The following is a 26,699-nucleotide window of genomic DNA, read 5'->3' on the forward strand; positions in this document are numbered from 1 at the left end:
GCCGACGTCCCCATGCATTCACGTTACGCCTTCATGGCATGTTTTGCCATTACGTCACCGTGTGCCATCCAAGGGTGCCGAGCCGTACCCTTCTGGGGTGAGCACCAAGCCGTCCGGGGCGAGCAGCGCGCCGCCCACCTCCCTGACCGAGCGCCGCAAGGCGGCCACCCAGCTCGAGATCGCGCACGCGGCCGCCGAGCTCTTCGCCGTACAGGGCCCGCACGCGACGACGGCCGAGGAGATCGCCCGGCATGCGGGGGTCGCGCTGCGGACCTTCTACCGGTACTTCCGCTCCAAGCAGGACGCGGTGAGCCCGCTGCTCGCCGCCGGAGCCGACCGCTGGCGGGCCCTGCTGGAGGCGGCCGAGCCGGGCAGTGGGCTGTCCCGGGCCCTGGAGACGGCGGTGGAACAGTCGCTCGCGGCGCCGGACGAGAACGCCGCACAGGCGCTGCTGCGGACCCGGGGTCTGCTGCGGGCGGCCGCCGGCGATCCCGCGCTGCGCGCGGTGTGGTACCGCGTCAACCAGGAGTCCGAGGAACGCCTCGTACCGGTCGTCGCCCGCCTCGCCGACGGACGACTCGAAGCGGTGCGGGTACGCCTGATCGCGGCCGCCGCCACCGACGCCATCCGTATCGCCCTGGAGACCTGGGCCGAGACGGAGGCCGGCGTCACGGGCGAGGGTTCCCCGGCCGCCCTCGCGCTCGACTGTCTGCGCCAACTGCTCGGCGGAATGGGCGCGTTGGCCGGGGAGTAGGACCGGCTCCGTCAGCCGCAGCCGTCGGGTCCGGACCGTTGTCAGTGGTCGGCCTTACGGTGTGATCAGTGAGAGGACCTGCCGGAACGGCCGCGGGTCCGCCCTGGGGAGGGGTCTGCCATGTCCACGGCGTCCGCGGTGTCGACGACGTATCTGGAGCTGTCTCAGGAGGGCGGCGGCGCCCACAAGTTCTACGAGGTGACCGTCGACGCCCTGGTGGTGACGGTGCGGTACGGCAGGATCGGCGCGGCCGGGCAGATCCAGACGACGACGTTCCCGACCGCCGAGAAGGCGAAGGCGGCCGCCGCGAAGAAGGTGGGCGAGAAGGTCCGCAAGGGATACGCCCCGGCTGTCCAGGGACAGCGTGCCCCGCGCGCGGTGACCCGGCGTCAGGTCACCTCGGCCCCGTCGACCGCGCGGGCGGTGGCGCCCGTGCTGTGGCGCTTCCGCACCGGCTCCGCCGCCTTCGGCATCCACGTCGACGACGACCGCTGCTGGGTGGGCAACCAGGCCGGTGACGTCTACACCCTGGACCACGAGGGCGCCCTGCTGGCCCGGTGCAGCCTGCCGGACGGCGTGAAGTGCCTGGTCGCCGACGACTTCTGGATCTACGCCGGCTGCGACGACGGCAAGGTCTACGACCTGTCCTCCAAGCTCCCGTTCGCCGCGTACGACATCGCCGCCGACGTCGACATCTTCTGGCTGGACATCCACGAGGGCATCCTCAACGTGTCGGACCGCGCCGGCCGGCTCACCGTCATCGACCACGAGGACGAACACCAGTGGGCCCGCCGCAGCCGGGGCGAGCACGCCTGGATGGTCCGCGCCGACGACCGGGCCGTCTACCACGGCCACCACCGGGGCGTCACCGCCTACGCGCCCGACGGCGGCGGCGAGTTGTGGCACACGGACACCCGCGGCAGTGTGCTGTTCGGCTGGCAGGAGGACGACGCCGTCTACGCGGGCACCGGACACCGGGTGGTCCAGCGGCTGTCGAAGGCCACGGGCGCGATCGAGGCGACGTACGCCTGCGACAGCGCGGTGTACTCGTGCGCCACGTCCCCGGGCGGCCGGTTCGTCTTCGCCGGGGACTCCGCCTCGTCCGTGTACTGCTTCGACCAGGACGGCACGCGCCTGTGGAAGCTCGGCACGGGCGGCGGCTCGGCGCTGTCGATGCAGTACCGCGACGAGCGGCTGTACCTGGTGACGACCGACGGTTCGCTGGTCTGCGTCGACGCGAGCGAGGCGGCCATCTCCGCGGCCCAGCAGGGCACGGTGCCGGTGGCGCGGGACATCAAACTCGCCGCCGCCCTGCCGACGTACGCCCCCGCCACCGCCATGGCCGAGGTGACCACCGTGGCCCAGGCTCCCGCCGGAGCGATCGTGGTCGAGTGCGTCCAGCAGGGCGGCCGGATGCGGGTGCACGTGGTGTCCGCGGGCTACGACACCTCCTGGAACGTCCAGTTCCCGCGCGCGATACGCGAGCCGGGCGCCCGCTACGTCGTGGACGCCCTGCACCCGGCGGCCGGCGGCTTCTACCGCGTCCGCGGCGACATCCGCCGCCTGCTGTGACCCACCCCTGAACGGCCCGTTCACTGCCGTACAACTGTCTCCGGTGCCCACGGTGGGCACTTCGGGGCGGTCGTCCGTGACGTGAACCCCTGGCCCGCCCCGTACCGGCCGGCGGCTCAGGGTCGTACGGCCGCCTCCTGCGCCAGCACCTCCCGGGCCGCGGCGAGTGCCTCGGTGCGGTCCTCGGGAACCAGGCCGATGCGGGTGCGGCGGTCCAGGAGGTCGGACGCGTCCAGGGCGCCCTCGTGCCGGACCGCCCACAGCAGTTCGGCACGGGTGACCGGGTGGCCCGGGAGCACCGGTTCGGCCAGGGCGGGGTGCCCGGCCGCGAGGGCGTGGACGGCCTCGGCCTCGGTGCCGTAGCGGCGGACCAGCCGGGGCGGTGCGGAAAGGGCGCGCAGCCGGGCGGGGGCGGCGGCGCCGACCAGCGGCAGCGCGGCGGTGGGGGAGGGAGCGGCGGGCAGGCCCCGGGCTGCGGTCGCGGCGTCCACGGCGTCCTGCGCCATCCGCCGGTAGGTGGTGAGCTTGCCGCCGACGATCGTCGTGACACCGTCGGGGGACGTCAGCACCGCGTGCCGGCGGGAGATGTCGGAGGTGCGGGCCGGAGCGCCGTCGCGGCCGTCGTGCGCGGACGCGTCCAGCAGGGGGCGCAGGCCCGCGAAGGCGCCGACGACCTCGTCCCGGGTCACCGGGGTGTCCAGGACCGAGCCGAGGACGTCCAGCAGGAAGCCGATGTCGGTCTCGGGCACCTCGGGGACGTCGGGGATGCCGTCCTCGACCGGCTCGTCGGTGAGGCCGACGTACACCCGGCCGTCGCCCTGGGGCAGGACCAGCACGAAGCGGTTGGTCTCGCCGGGGATCGGGATGTGCAGGCCGGCCGGCAGGGCGCCGAGCCGCTCCGAGCGCAGGACCAGATGGGTGCCGCGGGAGGGCCGGATCCGGATGCCCTCGACGAGGTCGCCCGCCCACACCCCGCTCGCGTTGATGACGGCGCGGGCCCTGATCTCGCCTTCCTCGCCGGTGAGTTCGTCGCGGATCCGGGCGCCCGTTCCGGTCAGCTCCAGTGCCCGGACCCGGGTCAGCACCCGTGCGCCGTGCGCGGCGGCCGTCCGGGCCAGGGCGGTGACCAGCCGGGCGTCGTCGGTCACCTTGCCGTCCCAGGACAGCAGTCCGCCGCGCAGCCCGGCCGGGCGCACCGAGGGCGCCAGATGCCGGGCCTCCGTCGCCGTGAGCCGGTGCGGGGCGGGCAGGATCCGCCGCGGGGTCCGGGCGGCCAGCCGCAGCATGTCCCCGGCGCGGAACCCCGCCCACGCCAGCGAGGCCTGGGCCCGGGACACCAGCGGGGTCAGCGGCAGGACGAACGGCTGGGCGGCCACCAGGTGCGGGGCCGTACGGGTCATCAGCACCCCGCGCTCGACCGCGCTCTCGTGCGCGACGTCGAACTGCGCGGAGGCCAGATAACGCAGCCCGCCGTGGATGAGCTTCGAGCTCCAGCGCGAGGTGCCGAAGGCCAGGTCATGGGCGTCCACCGCGACCACGTCCAGCCCGCGGGCCGCCGCGTCCAGCGCGACTCCCGCACCCGTGGCGCCGAGCCCGACGACCAGGACGTCCACCACCCTGCCGTCCGTGGCCTCGGTCAGTTCCCGGGCCCGTCGTCCTGCGCTGAGCGACGAGCCGGTGTCGGTCCTGGTGCGGCTCATGGCGTGAGGATCCTCTCCAGGAGGGTGCGCAACTCGCCGAGGAAGGCGGCGGAGTCCAGCTCCGGATCGTCCTCGTCGGTCATCGTGCGCAGGGACAGGGTGAAGGACTGCACGGTCAACAGCACCGCGCGGGCCTGCCGTTCGACATGGCCGACACGCACGGAGCCGTCCGCGTGGCCCTCGCGCAGCGCGTCGGCCAGCAGCGCCAGCAGCGCCTCCTGGCTCGCTCCGCGCCGGTCGAGCACATACGGCAGCAGCAGCTCCGGATCGACATCGATGATCTTGCGGAAGAGGGGATGCGCCCGGAACGCCTCGACCCCCGCCACCAGTCCGTCCACGATCCGGGTGCGCGCGCCGGTGCCGTCGGCCGCCTCGGGGATCGCCCGGGTGGCCACGTCGATCCACTCGCGGGTCATCAGGTCGCCCACCAGGGTCCGCAGGTCGGGCCAGCGCCGGTACAGCGTCATCCGGGAGACCCCGGCGCGGCGGGCCACGTCGGCGAGGGTGGTGCGGCGGACTCCGACGGCCAGCACACAGTCGCGCACCGCGTCGAGCACGTGATCGTTGTCCGAACCGTTGTGACGAATAGGCGTCATGTGTCACAGTGTAACGCCCCGGGGGCCGGGCAGGAGAAGACCTCCCGGGCAACGGCCGCCGGGCCGTCGCGCGAACCGAGCACATCGAATACACCGAGCACCGAACCGAGCACACCGACCTGTGAGGACGACCGTTCAATGGACATGCTGTGGAACGGCTGGGGCGACCCGGCCAAGGCGGCACCCCTGCCCGACTCGGTGACCGGGCTGCTGCGCGACCTGCTCGGCGTCAAGCCCCGCAGCACCCCCGCCCTCTCCCTCGAGGACATCCGCCTGCCCGCCACCACGGCCTCCCCGGGCGCGCTCAAGGCGCTCGCCGAAGCGGTCGGCGGCGAGGAGCACGTCCGCACCGACGGCGAGAGCCGCATCCGGCACACCCGCGGCAAGTCCACCCCCGACCTGCTGCGCATCCGCGCCGGAGACGTCACCGACGTCCCGCAGGCCGTCGTACTGCCCGGCTCCCACGACGAGGTCCTCACCGTCCTGCGCGCCTGTGCCCAACACGGCCTCGCCGTCGTCCCCTTCGGCGGCGGCACGTCGGTCGTCGGCGGACTCGCCCCGCAGCGCACCGCGTTCATCGCCCTGGACCTGCGCCGTATGAACGGCCTGCTCGACCTGGACCCCGTCTCGCGCACCGCCGTCCTCCAGCCCGGCCTGCGCGCCCCCGAGGCCGAGGCCCTGCTCGCCGAACACGGCTTCACCCTCGGCCACTTCCCGCAGTCCTTCGAGTGGGCCACCATCGGCGGCTTCGCCGCGGCCCGCTCCAGCGGCCAGGCGTCCGCCGGGTACGGCCGCTTCGACGAGATGGTCCTCGGCCTGACCCTCGCCACGCCCGAGGGCACGATCGAGACCGGCCGCGCCCCGCGCTCCGCCGCCGGACCCGACCTGCGCCAGCTGATCCTCGGCTCCGAGGGCGCCTTCGGCGTCATCACCTCCGTCACCGTACGGATCCGCCCGCTGCCCCAGGTACGCGTCTACGAGGGCTGGCGGTTCGCCTCGTTCGAGGAGGGCGCCACCGCCCTGCGCCGACTCGCCCAGGACGGACCCCGGCCGACCGTGCTGCGCCTGTCCGACGAGACCGAGACCCTCATCGGCCTCGCCCAACCCGACGCCATCGGCGGCGACCTGAGCCAGAGCCAGGCCGGCTGCCTGGCCATCACCGGGTACGAGGGCACGGCCGAGGACACCGAGCGGCGCCGGCAGCAGGCCGCCGCCGTCCTCACCGCCTGCGGCGGCACCCTCGTCGGCGTCGAACCGGGCGAGCGCTGGGCCCACGGCCGCTTCTCGGCGCCTTACCTGCGCGACGCACTGCTCGACGTCGGTGCCTTCGCGGAGACCCTGGAGACCGCGGCCTTCTGGTCCCGCATCCCCGGCCTCCACAGCGCCGTGCGCGGCGCGCTGACCGACACCCTCACCGAGGCCGGCACCCCGCCGCTGGTGATGTGCCACATCTCCCATGTGTACGAGAACGGCGCCTCGCTGTACTTCACGGTCGTCAGTGCCCAGGGCGAGGACCCCGTGGCCCACTGGGAGCCCGCCAAGCACGCGGCCAACGAGGCCGTGCTCGCCGCCGGCGGCACCATCTCCCACCACCACGGCGTCGGCACCGACCACCGCGACTGGTACGTCCGTGAGGCCGGACCGCTCGGCATCTCGGCCCTGCGCGCCGTGAAACGCCGCCTGGACCCCGAGGGCCTCCTCAACCCGGGCGTCCTGCTGCCCCCCATCAACTGACCTGACCCGCCGACCGACCCCGGAGGCACACCGATGCGACAGTTCACCGCCGTCGTCAACCCCACCGCGGGCGGCTCCACCGCGGCGGCGACCCTGCTGCACCTGGCCCGGCTGCTGCGCGAGGCCGGGGCCGAGCTGGAGACGGAGTACAGCCACAGCCTCGCCCACGCCCAGGACATCGCCCGCCGGGCCGGCCAGCGTGGGCGGATCGTGCTGGCCGTCGGCGGCGACGGCATCGCCGGCGGTATCGGCGGCGCGCTGAGCGACACGGGAGCCGTCCTCGGCCTGGTGCCCGCGGGACGCGGCAACGACTTCGCCCGCGCCCTGAACCTGCCCTCCGACCCGTCCGCGCTCGCCGACCTCCTGCTGCACGCCGAGCCCCGGCCGGTCGACACCATCGAGGTGGAGTCGGCCGTCCACGAGCGCACCGTCGTGCTGGGCAGCGTCTACGCCGGGGTGGACGCCGTGGCCAACCGGCATGCCAACCACGCCCGGCTGCTGCGCGGAGCGGCCTCCTACTACGCGGGCGGTCTGCGCGCCGTCACCACCTGGCGCGCGGCCGACTACCGCCTCACCGTCGACGGTGAGGAACACACCCACCGCGGCTACACCGTCGTAGCCGCCAACTCCCCCTACTACGGCTCCGGTCGGCTCATCGCCCCCGACGCACGCGTCGACGACGGACTGCTGGACATCGTCCTGATCCGCGAGGCACCGCGCCGGCTGTTCTTCGCCCTCATGAACGAGCTGAAGACCGGCGGCCACGTCCACCGCCCCGAGGTGCGCGTCCTGCGCGGCAGGGAACTGCGCATCGAGGCGACCCGGCCCGTCTACTACGGCGCCGACGGCGAGGTCGAGGCCACCTTGCCGGTGACCGTGCGGGTGCGGCCGGGAGACCTGCCGGTGCTGTACTGACCTGAAATGACGCGGCGTCCGTGCATGACCGCACGGTCATGGGTAGGGGAGGAGAACCTGGCCGAACGCGCCGGGGGAGGGGTTGGTCGGCCATGACACTGGAGCCCGCGGAGGGCATGGTGCAGGCGCTGGTCCTGTACGACGGACGGCTGCTGCTGGCGGAGCAGGGCGACGGCTGGAGACTGCCGTCGGGAACCCCCCAACCCGCCGAGCCGGCCGAGGCCACCGCGGCACGCGTCGTCTACGAGCTCACGGGCTACCTCGTCGACGGCACCGAGAGCCTGGCCCCCGACGACGGGGCCACGGCGGTGGTCTGCCAACTGCTCAGCGAATCCCCCTCCGACGGGGCGAGTCTCGCGCCGGAGCGGCTGCGCTGGGCTTCCCTCGCCGAGACCGCCGACGCCGATCTGCCGGCGGTCGTACGCGCCTATGTCGCGGGCCACACGCCGGTGTGAAACGCGCCGGTCAGCGGTCCGCCGCCGGGTCGGGCGCCTGCGCCAGGAAGCGCCGCCGGTCCACGACCGCACGGTCGATCTCGCCCGTGGCGACCAGTCGGCCCGAGCCGTCCGTGGCCCGCACCAGGAAGGTCAGCCGCCGGTCGGTGGCCGAGGGCAGGGGCTGTGCGCTCACCTCCACCCGGCCGCCCACCCGCGTGGCCCGCAGGTGCCGCACCCGCACCTCGGTACCGACGGTGGTCTGACCGGCCCCGGTGAAGGGGGCGGCGGCCCGTACGGTGGCCGCCTCCAGCCACGCGATCAGCCGGGGCGTGGCGAGAACGGGCACGTCACCGCTGCCCATCACCGCCGCGGTGTCGTCATCGGTCACCTCATGGCGCATGACCTCACGCTACTTCCAGCGAGCCGGGCTCACCGGCCGGGCAGCTCCGCCACTTCCACGGTGCCGCCTGCCGGCACACCACCCGGTGGGACCACCGCGAGGGCGTCCGCCAGGGCGAGGCCGCGCAGCATCGCCGGACCGTCGAACGGCAGCGGTGTCACCTCGTGCCCGGCGGTGCACACGGGCAGCAGCCGGGTGTCGCGGGGGTGGCCCGGCAGTGCGGCGGCGGCCGTCAGCCGGACCGGGCCGGTGTCGCGGTGGCCGCCGAGGCGGCGCAGCAGGGGCTCGGCCAGCGTGACGAGGCCGGCCACCGCGGCCAGCGGATTGCCGGGCAGGCCGACCAGCCGGCGCGCCCGGCCGTCGGCGGTGGCCGGCAGCTCGGCGAGCAGCATGGGATGGCCGGGCCGTACCGCGACGGAGTCGACGAGCAGCCGGGCACCCAGCGCCCGGAGTGTGTCGTGCAGGAAGTCCACGGGTCCCGCGGCGGTGCTGCCCGTCGTGATCACGACGTCGGCGGGCGAGCGGCGTACGGCCTCCCGGAGCGGGCCGAGGTCGTCCGCGACCCGGTGATGGCCGATCAGCTCGGCACCGCTGCCGTGCAGCCACGGCGACAGCAGCGGGCCGAGCGCGTCCCGGACCCGTCCGCCGCGCGGCACGCCCTGCTCGAGCAACTCGTCGCCGAGGACGAGCAGTTCGACGCTCGGGCGGCGGTGCACGGTCAGCCGGTCGTACCCGGTTGCCGCCGCGAGGCCCAGGACGCGTGCGGTCACGGTGGTGCCGGCGGGCAGCAGCGGCTCGCCGGAGCGGCACTCCTGGCCGCGCGGCCGGATGTCCTGCCCCTCGCACACCGGCCCGGGGGAGCGGTCGTACAGCAGATCCTGCCGGGGGTCCGCCTCGCCGTGTTCGCGGCGCAGTACGGCGGTGGCGCCGGGCGGTACCGGGGCGCCGGTGGCGATGGGGACGGCCGTGTCCCGGCCGAGCGGTCCGCGCTTCCCGCCGGCGAGGACCGCGGCACCGCCCAGCCGCCACGGGCCCGGTCCGGCCACGGCCCAGCCGTCCATCGCGGCGGTGTCGAACGACGGCAGGTCGGTGAGCGCGACGAGCGGTTCGGCCAGCGCGTGGCCGAGTGCGTCGGCGAGGGTGCGGGGAACGGCGGGCAGCGGCTGCCCGGCGCAGGACCGGGCGATCGAGCGGGCCCGCTCCCAGCTCCGGGTTGCCGTCATGCGGATCATCGTCGATCAGGCATCCGGCGAAGTCAAAGAGGGGTTGTCTGTCGGCCCATAGGCGCCGCTCATCTGATAACCGCCGCTTATCGGCTCATCGAAAACACCTCTTTGACTTCTCTCCGTAACGGGGCGGATGCTGCCGGATCATGAGCGGCATCGAGGACCCCGTAGACGATCTGTCGGTCACCCGGCCCAAGCGCTGGGCCACCGGTGTGCCGGCGGTCACCCACGCGCTGACGTACTCCCTGGAGCAGACGTCCGTACGACGCACCGCGCTGACCCTGCTGAACATCAACCAGGCCAAGGGAATCGACTGCCCGGGCTGCGCCTGGCCCGAGCCCGCGGCGGGCAAGCGGCACCTCAACGAATACTGCGAGAACGGCGCCAAGCACATCAGCGACGAGGCCACCACGCGCCGCGTCACCGCCGACTTCTTCCGCCGGTACTCGATCGCGGAACTCGGTGCCACGTCGGACTACTGGCTCAACCAGCAGGGCCGGCTCACCGAGCCCATGATCAAGCGGCCCGGCGCCGAGCACTACGAACCCGTCGGCTGGGACGAGGCCCTCGGCGTGCTCGCCGACGAGCTGCGCCGGCTGGACTCCCCGGACGAGGCCCTCTTCTACACCTCCGGCCGGGTGGGCAACGAGGCCGCGTTCCTGCTCCAGCTCTTCGCCCGCGCCTACGGCACCAACAACCTGCCGGACTGCTCCAACATGTGCCACGAGTCGAGCGGGTCCGCGCTGATGGAGACGCTCGGCATCGGCAAGGGCAGCGTCTCGCTGGACGACATCCACACCTCCGACCTGGTCTTCGTCGTCGGACAGAACCCGGGTACCAACCATCCGCGCATGCTGTCCGCGCTGGAGGAGACCAAGCGCAACGGCGGCAAGGTCATCGCCGTCAACCCGCTGCCCGAGGCCGGTCTCCTCCGCTTCAAGCACCCGCAGAAGGCACGCGGGATCATCGGCCGGGGCACCGCGATCGCCGACCAGTTCCTCCAGATCCGGCCCGGCGGCGACCTCGCCCTGTTCCAGGCGCTGGGCCGGCTGCTGCTGGAGGCCGAGGACGAACGCCCGGGCACCGTCCTCGACCACGCCTTCATCAGCGCCCACACCACCGGCTTCGCCGACTTCGCCGACCAGGCCCGGAAGACCGCCTGGGAGGACATCCTCGCCGCGACCGGTCTCACCCGCGAGGAGATCGAGGCCGTCCACGACCGTGTCCTGCGCAGCAAGAAGATCATCGTCTGCTGGGCCATGGGCCTCACCCAGCACAAGCACGGCGTCCCCACCATCCGCGAGGTCGTCAACTTCCTTCTGCTGCGCGGCAACATCGGCCGGCCCGGCGCGGGCGTGTGCCCGGTTCGCGGTCACTCCAATGTGCAGGGCGACCGCACGATGGGCATCTGGGAGCGGATGCCCCAGCCGTTCCTCGACGCCCTGGAGCGCGAGTTCGGCTTCACCCCGCCCGCGCGGCACGGACTGGACTCGGTCGACAGCATCCGGGCCATGCGCGACGGCACCGCCAAGGTGTTCCTCGGCGTCGCCGGCAACTTCGTGCGGGCCACCCCGGACAGCCTGGTCACCGAGGAGGCGATGCGACGCTGCCGGCTCACCGCGCACATCTCCACCAAGCTCAACCGCTCCCACACGGTCTGCGGTGACATCGCCCTCATCCTGCCCACCCTCGGCCGCAGCGACCGGGACGTCCAGGCGGCCGGCGAGCAGTTCGTCACCGTCGAGGACTCCATGAGCGAGGTCCACGCCTCCCGCGGCAAGCTGGACCCGGCCTCCCCGCACCTGCTCAGCGAGGTCGCGATCATCAGCCGGCTGGCCCGCAGGACGCTGGGGGACACCCCGGCGATCCCCTGGGAGGAGTTCGAGGCGGACTACGGCACGGTCCGCGACCGCATCTCCCGCGTCGTCCCCGGCTTCGAGAACTTCAACGCCCGCGTGGCGCGGCCCGGCGGCTTCCGGCTGCCCAACCCGGTCAACGAGCGCGTCTTCCGCACCCCGAGCGGCAGGGCCGTCTTCACCCGCAACGACTTCACGATGCCGGACATCCCCGAGGGTCATCTGCTGCTCCAGACGCTGCGCTCGCACGACCAGTGGAACACCATCCCCTATGCGATGAACGACCGCTACCGCGGCATCCACAACGCCCGCCGGGTCGTGCTCGTCAATCCCGACGACCTTCAGGCGCTCGGGTTCGCCGACCGCGACCTGGTGGACCTGGTCGCCGTCTGGCACGACGGACGAGAACGCCGGGCGGAGGACTTCCGGGTCGTCGCCTACCCCACCAGTCGCGGCTCCGCCGCCTCCTACTACCCCGAGACCAATGTCCTGGTACCGCTGGACAGCGTCGCGGACATCAGCAACACGCCCACGTCCAAAGGGGTCCTGATCCGGCTGGAGCCCGCGAGCGGAGCGGCGTCATGGGACGCGTGACCGTACGACGGCGGGTGCTGCGCATCCGGGACGGTGTGCCCGCGCACCGGCCGGACACCCTGGCCGCCGAGGAACCGATGGAGATCCGGGTCGGCGGCCGCCCGCTCACCGTGACCATGCGCACCCCGGGCGACGACTTCGACCTCGCGGCCGGGTTCCTGGCCGGCGAGGGCGTCGTCCACGCCGCCGGTGACGTGACCGGGATCCGGTACTGCGCGGGCGCCACGGCGGACGGCGGCAACACCTACAACGTGGTCGACGTCGCCCTGGCCGCCGGGGTGAGCCTGCCCACCGCGTCGCTGGAGCGGAACTTCTACACCACCTCCTCGTGCGGTCTGTGCGGCAAGGCGAGCCTGGACGCGGTGCGCATGGCGCGGCGATGGTCCGTGGCCGAGGACCCGCTCAGCGTGGGCCCGGAGCTGCTCACCGCGCTGCCCGAGCGGCTGCGGGCGGCCCAGCGGGTGTTCGACAGCACCGGCGGACTGCACGCGGCCGGGCTGTTCACGGCCGACGGCGAGCTGCTGTGTCTGCGCGAGGACGTGGGCCGGCACAACGCCGTGGACAAGGTCGTCGGGCACGCTCTGCGGTCAGGTCTGCTGCCGCTGCGCGGGACAGTGCTGATGGTCAGCGGGCGCGCCTCGTTCGAGCTGGTGCAGAAGGCCGTACTGGCCGGGATCCCGTTGCTCGCGGCCGTCTCGGCGCCCTCCTCGCTGGCCGTGGACCTGGCCGCCGAGAGCGGGCTGACCCTGGTCGGCTTCCTGCGCGGCACGTCGATGAACGTCTACACCGGCGCCGGGCGCCTCACGCCCCAGCCGGCGGGCTGACCGCTCCCCGCGCAGGTCAGCGGCCCGAGTCCCCGGGCACGCGGTCCAGGGCCGAGGCCACGTCGGTGCTGCGGGCGATGTCCGTCAGGGCCCTGGCCATGACCGACTCCGGCTCCCGGGCGGCGATCACCAGGCCCACCGGCACCGAGGTGGCCGGCTCGACCAGCGGCACCGCCCGCATGCCGTGCGGCACACCGAACACGTGCAGCCACGCGTGCGCCACGATGCTCGCCCACCGGCCCGTCCTGACATGGGCGAACAGCGCCGCCACGGAGTCGGTCTCCAGCCGGGGCGAGGCCTGGGTCCCCGCCTCCGCGAACAGCTCGTCGAGCACCCGGCGCCCCTGCATCGCCTGGGTCAGCAGACACAGCGGCAGCCGCGCCGACTCCGCCCAGGTGGCGGTCGTACGCCGGGCCAGACTGTCGGCGGCCGGGAGCAACAGGACGTACCGCTCCTGGTACAGCGGAACGGTGTGGAACTGCTCCGACACATGCTCGCGCAGATACGTCACTCCCGCGTCGAGCTCGAAGTTCTGCAGCTGCCGCAGGATGTCCACCGACTGCATGTCCGCGATGACCTCCACCGTGACCAGCGGGTGGGCCGCGCAGAACGGGCCGGTCAAGTGGGCGACGGCCCCGGACGCGGTCGGCACCGAACCGATCCGTATCCGGCCGCTCAGGCCGCTGCGCAGCGCGTCGACCTCGTCCTTGAGGGCGTCGCGGTCGGCCAGGATCCGCTGCGCCCATACGACGATGCGCTCCCCCTCCGGAGTGAGGCCCTCGTACTTGCGGCCACGTCGCACCAGCGGCACGCCGAGTTCGTCCTCCAGTTTGCGCAGCGCCTCCGACAGCGCGGGCTGGGAGACGTAGCAGGCCTGGGCGGCACGGGCGAAATGCCGCTCCCGGGAGAGCGCGACGAGGTATTCGAGCTGACGAAAGAGCACGGCACGGGTGTACCCGACCGCTGACCGGAATGCCAGTCTCCGTCCGGCCCCCGAACCGCGGGCCTCCTCCGTTTGCGGTGCCGTGCGCAGCGGGGTTCAGTGATTACTGACCCCGGAACGAGTACCGGATCGAGTACTGCCCCCTGCGTTGCCGACCCCCGCGGATCACCGGTTCTCCGCGCCCAGGAGCTGTCATGTCGATGTCGTTCGGTGCACCCTTCGGTTCGTCGGATCCCTTCAGCGAGTTGTTCAACCGGTTCTTCGGGATGTCACCGGCGTCATCGCCCCCCGCGGTGCAGCGCGTGCCGATCGGACGGTTGCTGACGCAGTCGTCGCAGGAACTGCTCAACCTGGCCGCGCGGCGGGCCGTGGAGGACGGCACGTCCGACCTTGACACGGAACATCTGCTCTGGGCGTCCACCCAGGTCGACCCGTCCCGGCGGCTGCTCTCCCAGGTGGGTGTCGACCCCGACACGCTGGCGGCCGAGATCGCCAAGATCCTGCCGCGCGAGTCCGGTGAGCCGTCGGCGCAGCCGGGCCTGACCCCCGCGGCCAAGCGCACACTCGGGGCCGCCTACGCCCGGTCGCAGGCGGCCGGCGTGTCGTACATCGGCCCTGAGCACATCCTCGGCGCCCTGCTGAGCGACAGCGACACCGGTGCCGCCAGGCTGCTGCGGGCCGAAGGCATGGACACGGAGAAGCTGAACGGCCTCGCCGAACCGGCCGCCCGGGCCGAGGGCCTGCCCGCCGAACGCAAGCAGCCGGCCACGACCCTGGACGAGTACGGCCGGGACCTGACCGAAGAGGCCAGGGCGGGAAAGCTCGACCCGGTGGTGGGGCGCGCCGAGGAGATCGAGCAGACCGTCGAGATCCTCTCCCGGCGGTCCAAGAACAACCCTGTCCTCATCGGCGAACCGGGCGTCGGCAAGACCGCCATCGTGGAGGGGCTCGCGCAGCGCATCGTGGCGGGCGAGGTCCCGGACACCCTGAAGGACCAGCGGGTCGTCTCCCTGGACCTGTCGGGCATGGTGGCGGGCGCGCAGTACCGGGGACAGTTCGAGGAGCGGCTGAAGAAGGTCATCCAGGACGTCCAGGCCGCCAAAGGCCGGATCATCCTGTTCATCGACGAACTGCACACCGTCGTCGGCGCCGGCGCCACGGGTGAGGGCTCCATGGACGCGGGCAACATGCTCAAGCCCGCACTCGCGCGCGGCGAACTCCATGTGGTGGGCGCCACGACCATCGACGAGTACCGCAAGTACGTCGAGAAGGACGCGGCGTTGGAGCGCCGCTTCCAGCCGGTGATGGTCCCGGAGCCCACCGTCGAGGAGACCGTCCAGATCCTCGAAGGACTCCGCGACTCCTATGAGGCCCACCACCAAGTCCGCTTCGACGACGGGGCGTTGGCAGCCGCCGCCGAGATGTCCGACCGCTACATCACCGACCGCTTTCTGCCCGACAAGGCCATCGACGTGATGGACCAGGCCGGTGCCCGGGTACGGCTGCGCAGCGTGGGCCGCTCCACCGAGGTCGTCAGCCGTGAGGACCGTGTCGCCAGGCTGCGCCGGGAACTCGAACAGGCCGTATCCGCCGAGGACTTCGAGAAGGCCTCCGAGATCAAGCGGGAGATCTCCCAGGCGGAGGGCGAACTCGCCGGGATCGAGGAGCGCCGCGAGGGCGTCGTCTCCGTCACGGCCGCCGACATCGCGGATGTCGTCTCGCGCCGCACGGGCATCCCGGTCGCCCAGCTCACCGCCAGCGAGAAGGAGAAACTCCTCAGACTGGAGGAGGAGATGCACGCGCGGATCGTCGGCCAGGACGAGGCGGTCACCGCCGTGTCGCAGGCCGTGCGCCGCAACCGCGCGGGCATGGGCGACCCGAACCGGCCCGTGGGATCGTTCCTCTTCCTCGGCCCCACCGGTGTCGGCAAGACCGAACTCGCCAAGACCCTCGCGGCGTTGCTGTTCGGCGACGAGGACCGCATGATCCGCTTCGACATGAGCGAGTTCCAGGAGAAGCACACCGTCGCCCGGCTCGTCGGCGCTCCTCCCGGATACGTCGGTCACGAGGAGGCGGGCCAGCTGACCGAGAAGGTGCGCCGCCGGCCGTACAGCGTGGTGCTGTTCGACGAGGTGGAGAAGGCCCACCCCGATGTGTTCAACACCCTGCTGCAGATCCTCGACGACGGCCGGCTGACCGACGGCCAGGGCCGCACCGTCGACTTCCGGCACTGCGTCGTCATCATGACGTCCAACATCGGCGCGCGCCGCATCCTCGACCACAAGGGTGATGTGTCCGAGCTGAAGGACGAGTTGATGGAGGACCTGCGGGGCAGGTTCCTGCCGGAGTTCCTCAACCGCATCGACGACATCATCATCTTCCACGGCCTGACCGGGGACGACCTGAGCCGGATCGCGGACCATCTGCTGGACCAGAGCAAGCGTCGGGTGCATGCGCAGGGCATGCGGCTCGACGTCACCGAGTCCGCGAAGAAGCTGCTCATCGCGCACGGCCACCAGCCGGAGTTCGGCGCCCGGCCGCTGCGCCGCACGATCCAGGCGGAACTCGACAACCGCATCGCCACCCTTCTGCTGAGCGGCGATGCCGAGCCCGGGGACACGATCGTCGCCGATGTGCCGGACGACTCGCTGCACTGCTCGGTGCGGAAGAACACCGACGCCGGAGCCGCGGCGACCGAGAAGTGACCGAGGAGGACCCATGGCGCGCCACCACCACAAGTCCAACGAGCAGGTCGGGGGAGACCCGGCCACCGGTCACGGTCGCGGCATGCCGCGCCGGCCGAACGATCCCGAACTCGCCCTGCGCACACGGGAGGACCGACGGGCGGCGGGACTGCGGGCCGGGCGGTGGGACGACCCCGACGTCGCCTACGCCGAGGCGCAGGCCGAGGTCGACCTCGCAGTGCGCCAGGGCCGGATGAAGTCCGGCGCCACCCGCCGCAAGGGGCCGGGACCCGTACGCTCCGAGTGACTACTGCTCCTCTTGCTCACCGATCGACACCACGACCGCGCTGGTCGGACCGCCCGGTGTCCTGAAGTGGACGGTGTCGCCCGGCCGTTGGCCGAGCAGGGCGCGGCCGAGCGGGCTGTCGGCGGTGACCAGGTTCGTGTCGAGCGCCTCGGCGACCTCGCCGATCCGGAGCGTCTCCACCGAACCGTCCGAGAAGCGGACCCTGACCGTACTGCCCACGCCCACCGCGTCGGTGGGTGCGGGCCCGGCCTCGGCCGCCTCCCGCAGTCGTACTGTGATGTCCTCGATACGGCGGTCCAGGCGGTCGAGTTGACCGGCGCGCCGCAGCTTGTCGGCCTCGTCGCCGCGGTCGCCCACCTCGGTGGTGTCCCGCATGGTCCCGGCGACGAGCCGCCGCTCGTCGCGCAGGTCGGCCAGCTCCTGCTCCAGCGCGCGACGGGCCGCGGCACTGATCGGCTCCGGATCACCGGTCATTCCGGCTCCTCTGTTTCAGTGGTGAAATGATCTAATATGCGAGAAACAGTCACAAGGCGGATATTTTTCGTAGCGTATATCGAATCGTTCCCTCGTCAGGAGGTTGCCATGTCCTCGAAGCGACGCAGGAAGAAGAAGTCACGGCGCAACCACGCCGCCAACCACGGGAAACGGCCTCAGTCCTGAGCCGGACCGCCGTCCCGGTCCCCTGCACCCGGACGGCGGAAGGGGGGAATCGCACCCGGGTTACCATCGCTCCGGCCGCTTGGTTCCGGCACGGGACACCTCGGGGGCACGGCATGACATCCGCGGTCATGGTCGGCGCCGGGCCCAACGGGCTGGCCGCCGCTGCCTTTCTCGCCAGGGCCGGGCTCGAGGTGACGGTCCTGGAGGCGGCGGACGAGACCGGCGGAGGCACCCGCAGCTCCGAGGCGCTCCTGCCCGGCCTGCTGCACGACCACTGCTCGGCGATCCACCCCACCGCCGTCACCTCCCCGGCCCTGCGCGCACTCGGCCTCGAACAGCACGGCCTGCGCCGGCGGACGGCCGACGTCGACTGCGTCCACCCGCTGGACGACGGCAGCGCCGGAGTGCTGCCGCGCTCCGTGCCGGACACCGCCCGCCTCCTCGGTCCCGACGGCGACCGCTACCGGCCCCTCCTCGCCACCCCGGAACGGCACTGGGACGCCCTGGCGCACGATGTGCTGGGCCCGCTCCTGCGCGTCCCCTCCCACCCGCTGCTGCTCACCGTGGGCCACGCGGCCGGCTGGGCCGTGGCCGAAGGCGGTTCACAGTCCATCGCGCGCGCCATGGAGCGCGTCCTGCGCACACACGGAGGCACCGTTCATACCGGCGTCCGCGTCACCGACCCCCGGCAGTTGCCACCCGCCGACGTCACCCTCCTCGACCTCGACCCCGGCCAGGTCGCGGCCCTCTACGGCGACCGGCTGCCGGCCCCTGTGCGCGGTGCCTACCGTCGCTTCCGCCGCGCACCCGCCGTCTTCAAGCTCGACCTGGCCGTCGAGGGCGGCGTGCCCTGGACGAACGAGCACGCGCGCCGCGCCGCCACCGTGCACCTGGGCGGCCCGCTCGCCGAGGTGGCGCGGGCGGAACAGGACGTGGTGGCCGGGCACATGCCCGAACGCCCCTTCGTCCTGGTCGGCCGGCAGTACCTGGCCGACCCCTCCCGCTCGGCCGGCGACATCCACCCCGTGTACACCTACGCCCACGTCCCGTACGGCTACGACGCCGACGCCACCGAAGCGATACTCGGCCAGGTGGAGCGGTTCGCCCCCGGCGTCCGCGACCGCATCGTGGGCAGCCGGGCCATCCCGCCCGCCCGGTTCGCCACCGCCAACCCCAACTTCACCGGCGGCGACATCATCACCGGGGCCAAGACGACACCCCAGCTCCTCCTGGGTCCCCGCCCGGCCCTCGACCCGTACGCGACCGGCCTGCCCGGCGTGTTCCTCTGCTCGGCCGCCACCCCGCCGGGCCCCGGCGCCCACGGCATGTGCGGAGCCGGAGCAGCGGCGTCCGCACTGCGCCACCTGGGGATCCCCAGAAAGGTGATGGGCCATCAGATGACCTAGGTCCAGCAGGTGTTCCGCGGCGGCCCGGGCCGGCACTGCGGCGCCGTCCACGGCGGTCATGACGGGCGCCCCCCCGCCGAGCCGGACGGTGCGCCGAAGACCAGCACCGGGAGCCCGGAGGCCGGTCCGCAGCGGTGGTTCGCCGCCCGGGACCGGCTCGCGGGACGGAGTCCGTCCGGACGGCCGTCACCACACGCACGGAAACTCCACCTCGATCACGGTCGGACCCCCGGCGGGGCTGGTCACCCTCAGCTCGCCGTCCAGGGCCGCGACCCGGCGGCGGACGCCGAGCAGGCCCGTACCGTCCCGCTCGGCGGCGCCTCCGTGACCGTCGTCGCTGATCATGGTCCGCAGCCCGCCGCGCAGGCGTTCCAGCCGTACGTCCGCCCGCCGGCCGTCGCCGTGCTTGGCCGCGTTGGGCAGCGCCTCGGCCACGGCGAAGTACGCGGCGGCCTCGATCGCCGCCGGGGGCCGCGGTCCCTCCTCGAGGCCGCCCGTCACGCTGACCGTCACCTCGAGCCCGCTGCCGCCCGCGAGTGCCTGTACGGCCCCGACGAGGCCGCGGTCGGTGAGGATCGGCGGGCGGATGCCGCGCACCACGTGCCGCAGCTCGGTCAGCGCCTCCTGCGCGTGGCGGTGGGCGTCGACGAGGAGTGCGCGAGCGGTCTCGGGGTCCCGGTCGTAGGCGCGCAGGGCGAGTCCGAGCCGCATCGAGAGGGCCATCAGGCCTGGGCGCCGTTGTGTAGATCGCGTTCGATGCGGCGCAGTTCGGCCTCGTGGGCGGTGATGGCGTCGGCACGGGTGGCCGCCAGTCGCTCGACCCGGGCGGCCAGGAGTGCCTGCGGAGCGGGCCTGAGCAGGGCCTGCGACCAGCGGGCCTCCAGGTCGGCGAGCCGGGTGATCAGCGGCAGGACGACAGGGGCGCGGCGCAGCAGCCCGCACCACAGCCCGTCGACCACCAGGCCGAGCGGCCACTGCGGCAGCGCGAGCAGGCCGAGGGCGCCGTAGCCGTACGAGGCGATCATCCAGCGCAGATCGGTGCGCGTGCCGGGGTCGTGGACGGCGGTGCGCAGCCGCTGCCGCAGCGGGCCGGTGATCGGCTGGTACGCCTCCGGGATCTCCCGGCCCGTCCACGCGGCCGTCATGGCGCGCTTCGCCCCGGCGATGCGCCGGATCAGCAGCACGGTCTCGGGCAGCAGCCAGGCCCCGCCCACCGCGAGCGTGCCGACGACACCCCTCCTCGGAAGGCAGTCCCCTCATGAAGTCGCTGCTCACCTCGGCCGCTCTCTGGATCACGTTCGTCGTCGGCCTTTCGGCCGCAGCGGCCTCCGGCGCCGTCCTCGACGGCACGGCGAAGAACCTGGCGACCTACGGCGGCATCGCCCTCTCCCTCGTGGCGGGCTCCCGGATCGCCCGCAAGGAACCGGTCAAGTCGTTCCTGTCGAGCCGGCCGGTGCTGTGGTTCCTGTTCCTGCTCAACGGCGCCGTCGCCGCGTTCTGCGCGGTCGCGGTGGACGGCACGCAGGGGCTCATGGCCGCGGTGGGGATGGGTTCGGTCTCGCTGGGGGCGGGGTTCGGTCTGCTCCCGATGCGGCGCGGAAAGCCGCAGCCGGAGCGCGTCTGAGCCCTCGGTCAGCTCGGTCAGGGATGGATCTTGCGCTGCTCGGCGAGCATGGCGACGAACTTCTCGATGCGCGCCGCCCGGGTCTGAGGCCTCTTCGCGTCCTGGACCCGGTACAGGATCGCGTACCGATTGTGGCTGTCCAGGGTCGCGAAGAAGGCGCGCGCCTCCGGGACGGCGTCCAGGGCAGCCTGGAGGTCGTCGGGCACCGTTGCCGTGCTCTGCGCGGTGTACGCCGCCTCCCAGCGGCCGTCCGCCTTGGCCTGCTCCACCTCCCGCAGTCCGGCCGGCCGCATCCGGCCCTGCTCGGTCAACTCGATGGCCTTCCGCCGGTTCACCTGCGACCACTTGCTGCCGCGCCGGCGCGGGGTGAAGCGCTGCAACCAGTGCTGCTCGTCCAGCTTCTTCTTCTGCCCGTCGATCCAGCCGAAGCAGAGCGCCGACTCCAGCGCCCGCGCGTAGTCGACGCCGTCGATTCCCGAGCCCTTCTTCGGGATCTTCAGCCAGACACCCGTGATGTCCGTGTGGTTCTCCTCCAGCCACCTCTCCCACGCGTCCTGCGTGGCGAAGGCGAGAAGCGGTTCCGCCCCGGCCTGTGCTCCACCCGACATGGCCCACATCCAAGCTGACCCCGGTGGCGCGGTCAATCAGGACTCGGAAACACCAGCCCATCGGTCTGCCCGAGCCGAGGCGGGCGCCGGACGTACCACCGGGCTGAAGCGGGTGCCGGGCACGCTGCCCGGCCGAGGCGGGGCGCGCCGCACCGGAGCCCGATGCGCCCCGCCCGCTCACGCCGCGTGCCCGCCGTCCACCGACAGCTCCGTGCCCGTCATGTACAACGCCTCCGGGCCGGCGAGATAGGCCACCGCGGACGCAACCTCCTCCGCCGTGCCGTAGCGGCCCAGCGCGGTCATGGCCGCCTGGCCGGCCGCGAACGGTCCGTCGGCGGGGTTCATGTCGGTGTCGGTCGGCCCCGGGTGGACGACGTTCGCGGTGATCCCGCGCCCACCCAGCTCCCTGGCCAGCGCCTTCGTCAGCCCCACGACGGCCGACTTGCTCATCGCGTACAGGGTGCCCCCGGGGCCGGGTACACGCTGGGTGATACAGCTGCCGACGGTGATGATCCGTCCGCCGGGTGCCATGAGCGCGGCAGCGGCCTGGGAGGTGAGGAACACCCCGCGGACGTTCACGGCGATGAGCCGGTCCACGTCGGCGAGCGCCATGTCCTCCAGCGGCTGCATCAGTCCGAGGGCCGCGTTGTTCACCAGCACGTCCAGGCCTCCGAGTGCCTCCGCCGCGTGGTGCACCGCGCCGGTCGCCTCCTCCGCGTCCGCCGCGTCGGCCCGCAGGGCGACCGCCCGCCGCCCGAGCCCCTCGATGTCCCGTACCACCTCCTCCGCCGCCTCTTTGCCGTGCACATAGGTCACGGCCACGTCGGCGCCCTCCTGCGCCAGTCGTCGTGCCGTCGCCGCGCCGATCCCCCGGCTGCCGCCGGTGACCAGTGCCTTCTTCCCGTTCAGGGGTGCTCGTGAAGTCATGACTCCATTTCACGACCGGGGCGTGACACACGCTGGCGGTGAACGGACCTCGACCTGACGGCGAGCATCGGCCGACAGTCCCAGGCCGACGACACCCCGTCGGAACCGTCTGAAGAGGAACGGCACCAGACGCTTCGTCCGCCCGCGATGGTCCACGTACGCCGATGCGAGGGCCGCCGTCAGCAGCCGCTGCTCCGCGCTGATGTGCCACAGGTGCAGACGATCAGCAGCCGGGTCGAACCCCGGTCCCGGTCGTCGGCCTCCCACGCGTCGGCCGCCGCGTCCTCCCGTCGGCGCAGCACCACCTCGTACCCGATCCAGCACGCGATGCCCAGCAAGGCCAACAGACTGAGGAGAGCCATCGCGCACGCTCCTCACCTTCGGCGATGTCACCACGGCCACCGGAACCTGAGTATCAGCATCAATGTCAGTGCCCGGCCGTAGTGTGCGGAGCACGGCCCCGCTCGGGGAAGTGCGGCCGGATTCCGCGAGCGACAGGGGGCAGTGGTGCGCAGGCCGGTCGAGGGAGAGGTGTTCGTCCACTACGGTCAGATCTACGTCGAGAGCGATCCGGACAGTTTTGGCCCGGACCTCGCGGAGGCGTTCACCGGTCAGTCAGCCGGGCTGTGCGGGGCGGCGGTTCCCGGCGCGCTGTGGCTGACCACGGGACTGCACACGGGCGACGTCGGCTTCACGGTGGAAGTGCACGACGAGGCACCGCCGTTGGACGGGGGCTGGGAGGACGTCGTGGAGGTGTCCTTCCGCCCCGTTTCCGGCGAGACGAGGCTCGTGCAGTGGGCATGGGAGGACACCTGGGAACTGGACCTGGACGCGACCGACTACCGGGTGCGGTACTGCGCCAAGGGCATGGACGCTGCCCGCCGGGAGGACACCCGGCTGGAGAAGGAGCCCCAACTGGACTGCTACCTCCTGCAGTTCTGGCCCGCTCCGCCCGCGCCGGACCGAGTCGTGCGGCAGACCTCGCAGAGCGCCGCGTACTGGCACGGCTACGCCCGCGAGCTGCCCCCGCCGCCCACACCGGCCGAGCGCGCCGAAGTCGAACACCAGGCCCGCCTCGCGCGGGAACAGGCGGAAAGGGAAAGCGAGTTGGCCTATGAACGCTGGGTGTGGGGCGGGCGGTTGCCGAGCCAGGCGCTGCGCGAGGTCGGCGGCAATGTACGTGGTCTGATCGACTTCGACGCGGCCCTCGTGCACGCCATCGACGCGGCCGGTCCCGCGATACAGCGTGTGGTGGCCCTGCTGGCCGCGCGTCGCGCCTGCGAGGCCGCCGGGCTGGTGGACCGGGACTGGATCGCCACCGGGCTCACCGCCGTGGCCGAGGGACGGCCGTTGCCGCCGCCCCTCGACGGCTCGGAGCGGGCGTGGCAGGCCTTCTACGCCGACCCGCGGGTCCCGCACCGGACCGTCGGCCGGGCTGTCCCGCCCGAGCGTCCGCCCTTCCGGGCGCCCGCCGGTGACGAGGCGTGCCTGCCGATTCCGGCGCCCGGTCCGGCCCCAGGGATCCTCGGCCCCGCGGACAACTGGGCAGAGGAGCCGGTGTCTGCCGAGGAACCCGCGCCGAAACTCGTTGAGGCGAGGGGGTACACACAGCGGGTCACGATCGGCGCGCCGGACCTGTCCCTGCCCGTCTCGCAGCCGCACATGGCCCTGCCCGCACTGCTGGGGGCCGGCGAGCCCGCCCCGTTGCAGGCGGCCCTCGACGCGGTGTTCGCGGCCGTCGCAACCTATGGCGAGGACTACCCGACGTTGTTGCGGGAAGTCTGGTCGGTGTGTGAAAGCTGTTCGTAATTCTATCTGAAATACGGCGGCGGAATCATTTCTTCACGGCGGCCGCAGTTAATTGTCGCGGGCGAGGGTACGTCACGGGAGACCGAATTACTCGCACACCCGCTGGGGGAAGGGCGCACATGACCGAAGGGGTGGACACCGGGCAGACCAACGGAACCGGAGAGGCGGGTTGTTGCGGATCGTCAATCCTGTTCCGTGCCGAACTCTTCACACTGACCGGAGATTCGGACAACAAGGATCCGGACACCGGAATTTACGTCACCGTGAAAACCAGTGACGAGAAATCCCTGCTGGCCTCGATCAACAACGCGGACAGCTCGGGCAAGGACATGACCACGTACAACGACGACTCCCACCACATCGTGCCGCTCGTCGTCGAGGCCCCCGGCGCGACCAAGTCGGACTGCGGTGGCTTCAAGGTCCGGATGTGGATCAAGACGAACGGCAGCGACAACTGGTCCATCGACGACGCCCGCGTCACGCTCTACTTCAGCGACGGCACAACCCTCGTCGCCGAGAGGCTGAACTTCAACCTCGACGGAGACGGGGCCGGCGCCGAGTTCGCCTCGCTGTAGCGCGTCGTGGAGCGGTCGGCTCGAAGCAGCCGGCGGCGGTCTCAGGGGGAGCGGACCGCCGCCGGCACATCCCCGCCACGGCTCGCCCCGTCGGCCCGGAACAGCTTGTCCAGCGAGCGCACCGACAGTTCGCCACGAGTGCGGCGCAACACCTGGGAGCAGTCGGAGAGCGAGAACAGGAACGAGGAGCGGTGCCCCTGGCGAGAACGTGGGACACCAGGGCACACGGCAACCCGGACATCGCCCTTCCCAGCGGCGGAAGGGCGATGTGCCGAGGGCGCGGGATCTCCCGGCTCAGTCGGTGTGCAGAGCGGAGCGCAGCGTGCGGAGGGCCAGGTCGATGGCCGCCGCGGCCGCCTGGGTGCCGCGCAGGGCGTTGAGCATCACGAAGTCGTGGATGATGCCCTGGAAGCGGACCGCGGTGACGGGCACCCCCGCCTCGCGGAGCTTGTTGGCGTAGGCCTCGCCCTCGTCGCGCAGCACATCGGCCTCGCCGGTGACGACCAGCGCCGGGGGCAGGCCGGTGAGCTGCTCGACGGTGGCGCGCAGCGGGGAGGCGGTGATCCGGGCGCGCTCGGCCTCGTCGGTCGTGTACTGGTCCCAGAACCACTGCATGCCGTCGCGGCGCAGGAAGTAGCCGGTGGCGAACTGGTGATACGACGGCGTGTCGAAGCGCGCGTCGGTGACCGGGTAGAACAGCACCTGGTGGACCAGCGCGGGACCGCCCCGCTCCTTGGCCATCAGGGTGAGCGCGGCGGCCATGTTGCCGCCGACGGAGTCACCTGCCACGGCCAGCCGGGACCCGTCCAGGCCCTTCGCGGCGCCCTGCTCGACGACCCACTGGGCGACCGCGTAGTTCTGCTCGATGGCGACCGGGTAACGGGCCTCGGGGGAGAGGTCGTACTCGGGGAAGACGACCGCCGCGTCCGCGCCGACCGCCAGCTCGCGCACCAGCCGGTCATGGGTGTGGGCGTTGCCGAAGACCCAGCCCGCGCCGTGGATGTACAGGATCACCGGCAACGTGCCCTCGGCCCCGGCGGGCTTGACGATGCGGGCCCGGACGCTGCCCGTGGGACCGCCCGAGACGGTGATCCATTCCTCGTCGACGGCCGGCTTCTCGATGTCGCCGGACTGCACCTCGTCGACCGCCTTACGGCCTTCCGCCGGCGGCAGGTCGAACAGATACGGCGGATTGGCGGTCGCCCTGGCGAACTCCGCCGCCGCGGGTTCCAGGACCGGTTCGACCGGCGCTACGGCCTCGGACATCGCATCTCCTCGATTTTCACAGGGGCCGGAGGGTCCGGCGATCGTGCCGGACTGACGCTCGCGTGCTCCGGCGCCACGGAACGCCACCGTAGATCCGCCTGGCGCAGGGCAATTGCCCGTGAGCGTACGGCCGATGTACCCACAGTGCACGGATTCGCCCGACTTCGCACGCGGTGCGCTCCGGGATACGGCCCGGTGTGGGGAGAGGAAACAGGGGAAGACCACCGGACCTGGCGTGACGGCACGGCGGCCGCGGTCGGCCCGCGCAGGAACCGCCGTCCCCCCTGGAAGGGGTCCGCACTCGTGTCATCCGTGCCTTGCCGCGGATGGCTGCTTCGGTGCCCGATGCGGCAGGCCGCCTCGCCGTCAGGCTGCGCTCATGCCCGCCTGTCGGGCCATACCGCTCCACCTCGAGACGTCCCGGCTCAGCCTGCGCCTGTGGACGATGTCCGACGCCGAGGCGCATCGCGCGCTCGTCGCCCATATCCCTGCCCGTGGGCACGGCGGAACAAGTCGTAGGCGATCTGGGGCTCGTCGAGGCCGGTACGGCCGACGGTGAGGCCGCAACACCCGATGACGTCCGCTTCCGCACGCCGTTCGACGACCAGCAGGGATCGCGGCGCGTTGGTGTGGCTCACCCGTGCCCTGCCGTGTGGAACCGGCTCCCGGTCACTCGGCGGAGCGGGCGCGGCGGTGGGCCGCGACCCGCTCCCGGGTGGCGCAACGGCGGGAGCAGTAGCGGCGTTCCGGGCCGGGACCCCGGGTGATGAAGACGTTGCCGCAGGCGGCCGACGCGCAGACCTTGCCTGGCGGCAGCTGACGGTCCCAGACGAGGACGGTCAGCGCCAGACAGGACGAGGCGAGGAACCACTCGTCCCAGGGGGAGTCGTCGTCGCGGTCGAGATGGGGATGCCAGGGAGTGGTGCCGCCGTGTGAGGTCAGACGGAGTGGCCCGGTGTGTGCGTGCAGCAGGCGGTTGAGGGCTGCGGCGGCCTCGTCGGCGTACCCGGCGGCGAACACCTCCCGCAGCAGGGCGGCCGCGGCGCGCATCCGCGTGAGGTCGGCGGAGGTGAGGTCCACGGAACCCGTCTCGCCGTAAGCGCGCAGCACCTCGGCGACTTCGCCCGGGTCGGGGCGGTCCCCGGAGAGCGCGTTGACGAGGGCGGCGGTGCGGCGGGCCATGGTCAGCACGGAGTGCCGGGTGGACCAGTCGGCCTGGGCGTCAGTGCTGCCGTTGCTGAGGGACACCCGTGCAATGTAACGCATATTGCTGAGGTTTGAG

Annotated in this window: 24 protein-coding genes and 1 pseudogene; 13 read left to right on the forward strand and 12 right to left on the reverse strand. The window is 72.5% G+C overall.

All coding sequences use genetic code 11. From position 1 onward, the window contains the following. The first annotated feature begins 97 nt into the window (after positions 1–97). Positions 98–754, forward strand: coding sequence for a TetR family transcriptional regulator (locus ACH47Z_RS32260; protein WP_399080029.1), 657 nt, complete (start codon positions 98–100; stop codon positions 752–754). Between the two features lie 120 nt (positions 755–874). Further along, the gene (locus ACH47Z_RS32265; RefSeq protein WP_399080032.1) at positions 875–2,326 is read left to right on the forward strand and encodes a WGR domain-containing protein; all 1,452 of its coding nucleotides are present in this window, start codon (positions 875–877) and stop codon (positions 2,324–2,326) included. 116 nt (positions 2,327–2,442) lie between these two features. On the opposite strand, the gene ACH47Z_RS32270 is transcribed toward ACH47Z_RS32265, so the two are convergent. Then, positions 2,443–4,026 carry a glycerol-3-phosphate dehydrogenase/oxidase gene (locus tag ACH47Z_RS32270; protein ID WP_399080034.1) on the reverse strand — a complete coding sequence of 528 codons (1,584 nt, stop codon included), beginning with the start codon at positions 4,024–4,026 and terminating at the stop codon, positions 2,443–2,445. Further along, a complete protein-coding gene (locus ACH47Z_RS32275) occupies positions 4,023–4,622 on the reverse strand; it encodes a TetR/AcrR family transcriptional regulator (RefSeq protein WP_399080036.1) in 600 nt (199 codons plus the stop codon). The genes ACH47Z_RS32270 and ACH47Z_RS32275 overlap by 4 nt, the downstream gene beginning before the upstream one ends. Positions 4,623–4,760: 138 nt before the next feature. Between ACH47Z_RS32275 and ACH47Z_RS32280 the strand changes: the two genes are divergently transcribed. From ACH47Z_RS32280 to ACH47Z_RS32290, 3 genes are all read left to right on the forward strand, one after another. Then, positions 4,761–6,356: an FAD-binding oxidoreductase gene (locus ACH47Z_RS32280; protein WP_399080039.1), complete on the forward strand. Its 1,596-nt coding sequence runs from the start codon at positions 4,761–4,763 to the stop codon at positions 6,354–6,356. A gap of 33 nt (positions 6,357–6,389) precedes the next feature. After that, on the forward strand, positions 6,390–7,271 hold the full coding sequence (locus tag ACH47Z_RS32285) for a diacylglycerol kinase family protein (RefSeq protein ID WP_399080041.1): 882 nt from the start codon (positions 6,390–6,392) through the stop codon (positions 7,269–7,271). Positions 7,272–7,363: 92 nt separating this feature from the next. Further along, a complete protein-coding gene (locus ACH47Z_RS32290; RefSeq protein WP_399080043.1) occupies positions 7,364–7,726 on the forward strand; it encodes an NUDIX domain-containing protein in 363 nt (120 codons plus the stop codon). Positions 7,727–7,736: 10 nt separating this feature from the next. Here ACH47Z_RS32290 and ACH47Z_RS32295 read toward each other — a convergent pair whose 3' ends face one another. Both ACH47Z_RS32295 and ACH47Z_RS32300 read right to left on the reverse strand, forming a co-directional pair. Next, complete coding sequence (locus ACH47Z_RS32295) at positions 7,737–8,108, reverse strand: thioesterase family protein (protein WP_399080046.1); 372 nt, start codon at positions 8,106–8,108, stop codon at positions 7,737–7,739. Between the two features lie 29 nt (positions 8,109–8,137). Then, on the reverse strand, positions 8,138–9,331 hold the full coding sequence (locus ACH47Z_RS32300) for a molybdopterin molybdotransferase MoeA (RefSeq protein ID WP_399080048.1): 1,194 nt from the start codon (positions 9,329–9,331) through the stop codon (positions 8,138–8,140). Positions 9,332–9,480: 149 nt separating this feature from the next. Here ACH47Z_RS32300 and ACH47Z_RS32305 point away from each other — a divergent pair, with 149 nt between their 5' ends. Together ACH47Z_RS32305 and fdhD are read left to right on the forward strand one after the other, a co-directional pair. Continuing rightward, the gene (locus tag ACH47Z_RS32305) at positions 9,481–11,784 is read left to right on the forward strand and encodes an FdhF/YdeP family oxidoreductase (RefSeq protein ID WP_399080050.1); all 2,304 of its coding nucleotides are present in this window, start codon (positions 9,481–9,483) and stop codon (positions 11,782–11,784) included. Beyond that, on the forward strand, positions 11,772–12,608 hold the full coding sequence (gene fdhD, locus ACH47Z_RS32310) for a formate dehydrogenase accessory sulfurtransferase FdhD (protein WP_399080052.1): 837 nt from the start codon (positions 11,772–11,774) through the stop codon (positions 12,606–12,608). The genes ACH47Z_RS32305 and fdhD overlap by 13 nt, the downstream gene beginning before the upstream one ends. A 16-nt stretch (positions 12,609–12,624) precedes the next feature. On the opposite strand, the gene ACH47Z_RS32315 is transcribed toward fdhD, so the two are convergent. Next, on the reverse strand, positions 12,625–13,551 hold the full coding sequence (locus ACH47Z_RS32315; RefSeq protein WP_399080054.1) for a LysR family transcriptional regulator: 927 nt from the start codon (positions 13,549–13,551) through the stop codon (positions 12,625–12,627). Positions 13,552–13,745: 194 nt separating this feature from the next. Here ACH47Z_RS32315 and ACH47Z_RS32320 point away from each other — a divergent pair, with 194 nt between their 5' ends. Both ACH47Z_RS32320 and ACH47Z_RS32325 read left to right on the forward strand, forming a co-directional pair. Beyond that, positions 13,746–16,256, forward strand: coding sequence for an ATP-dependent Clp protease ATP-binding subunit (locus tag ACH47Z_RS32320; protein WP_399080056.1), 2,511 nt, complete (start codon positions 13,746–13,748; stop codon positions 16,254–16,256). 13 nt (positions 16,257–16,269) lie between these two features. Next, positions 16,270–16,542 (forward strand): hypothetical protein, encoded by a 273-nt coding sequence (locus ACH47Z_RS32325; RefSeq protein ID WP_399080058.1) that lies wholly within the window; start codon positions 16,270–16,272, stop codon positions 16,540–16,542. Here ACH47Z_RS32325 and ACH47Z_RS32330 read toward each other — a convergent pair whose 3' ends face one another. Beyond that, a complete protein-coding gene (locus ACH47Z_RS32330; protein WP_399080060.1) occupies positions 16,543–17,016 on the reverse strand; it encodes a GreA/GreB family elongation factor in 474 nt (157 codons plus the stop codon). A 299-nt stretch (positions 17,017–17,315) separates the two neighbouring features. Here ACH47Z_RS32330 and ACH47Z_RS32335 point away from each other — a divergent pair, with 299 nt between their 5' ends. Next, positions 17,316–18,608 carry a phytoene desaturase family protein gene (locus ACH47Z_RS32335; protein ID WP_399080062.1) on the forward strand — a complete coding sequence of 431 codons (1,293 nt, stop codon included), beginning with the start codon at positions 17,316–17,318 and terminating at the stop codon, positions 18,606–18,608. Between the two features lie 186 nt (positions 18,609–18,794). On the opposite strand, the pseudogene ACH47Z_RS32340 reads toward ACH47Z_RS32335, so the two are convergent. Continuing rightward, positions 18,795–19,837 (reverse strand): annotated as a pseudogene (locus tag ACH47Z_RS32340) (histidine kinase); the annotation flags it as partial. Positions 19,838–19,866: 29 nt separating this feature from the next. Here ACH47Z_RS32340 and ACH47Z_RS32345 point away from each other — a divergent pair. Next, positions 19,867–20,232 carry a hypothetical protein gene (locus tag ACH47Z_RS32345; RefSeq protein WP_399080064.1) on the forward strand — a complete coding sequence of 122 codons (366 nt, stop codon included), beginning with the start codon at positions 19,867–19,869 and terminating at the stop codon, positions 20,230–20,232. A 17-nt stretch (positions 20,233–20,249) separates the two neighbouring features. Here ACH47Z_RS32345 and ACH47Z_RS32350 read toward each other — a convergent pair whose 3' ends face one another. The 3 genes from ACH47Z_RS32350 to ACH47Z_RS32360 all read right to left on the reverse strand — a co-directional run bounded on the left by ACH47Z_RS32350 (position 20,250) and on the right by ACH47Z_RS32360 (position 22,129). Beyond that, positions 20,250–20,849 (reverse strand): YdeI family protein, encoded by a 600-nt coding sequence (locus ACH47Z_RS32350; protein WP_399080066.1) that lies wholly within the window; start codon positions 20,847–20,849, stop codon positions 20,250–20,252. Positions 20,850–21,017: 168 nt separating this feature from the next. Next, positions 21,018–21,767: an SDR family oxidoreductase gene (locus ACH47Z_RS32355; protein WP_399080069.1), complete on the reverse strand. Its 750-nt coding sequence runs from the start codon at positions 21,765–21,767 to the stop codon at positions 21,018–21,020. A gap of 179 nt (positions 21,768–21,946) precedes the next feature. Further along, entirely contained in the window at positions 21,947–22,129 is a 183-nt protein-coding gene (locus ACH47Z_RS32360) for a hypothetical protein (protein ID WP_399080072.1), read from the reverse strand. A gap of 145 nt (positions 22,130–22,274) precedes the next feature. On the opposite strand from ACH47Z_RS32360, the gene ACH47Z_RS32365 reads away from it, so the two are divergent. Together ACH47Z_RS32365 and ACH47Z_RS32370 are read left to right on the forward strand one after the other, a co-directional pair. Further along, a complete protein-coding gene (locus ACH47Z_RS32365) occupies positions 22,275–23,576 on the forward strand; it encodes a hypothetical protein (RefSeq protein WP_399080075.1) in 1,302 nt (433 codons plus the stop codon). 119 nt (positions 23,577–23,695) lie between these two features. Further along, entirely contained in the window at positions 23,696–24,151 is a 456-nt protein-coding gene (locus ACH47Z_RS32370; RefSeq protein WP_399080079.1) for a hypothetical protein, read from the forward strand. Between the two features lie 294 nt (positions 24,152–24,445). Here ACH47Z_RS32370 and ACH47Z_RS32375 read toward each other — a convergent pair whose 3' ends face one another. Together ACH47Z_RS32375 and ACH47Z_RS32380 are read right to left on the reverse strand one after the other, a co-directional pair. After that, on the reverse strand, positions 24,446–25,417 hold the full coding sequence (locus ACH47Z_RS32375; RefSeq protein WP_399080081.1) for an alpha/beta hydrolase: 972 nt from the start codon (positions 25,415–25,417) through the stop codon (positions 24,446–24,448). 669 nt (positions 25,418–26,086) lie between these two features. Then, the gene (locus ACH47Z_RS32380; protein WP_399080083.1) at positions 26,087–26,683 is read right to left on the reverse strand and encodes a CGNR zinc finger domain-containing protein; all 597 of its coding nucleotides are present in this window, start codon (positions 26,681–26,683) and stop codon (positions 26,087–26,089) included. Between the last annotated feature and the right edge of the window lie 16 nt (positions 26,684–26,699).

The organism is Streptomyces sp. NPDC020192 (assembly GCF_044388685.1).
GTDB lineage: Bacteria > Actinomycetota > Actinomycetes > Streptomycetales > Streptomycetaceae > Streptomyces.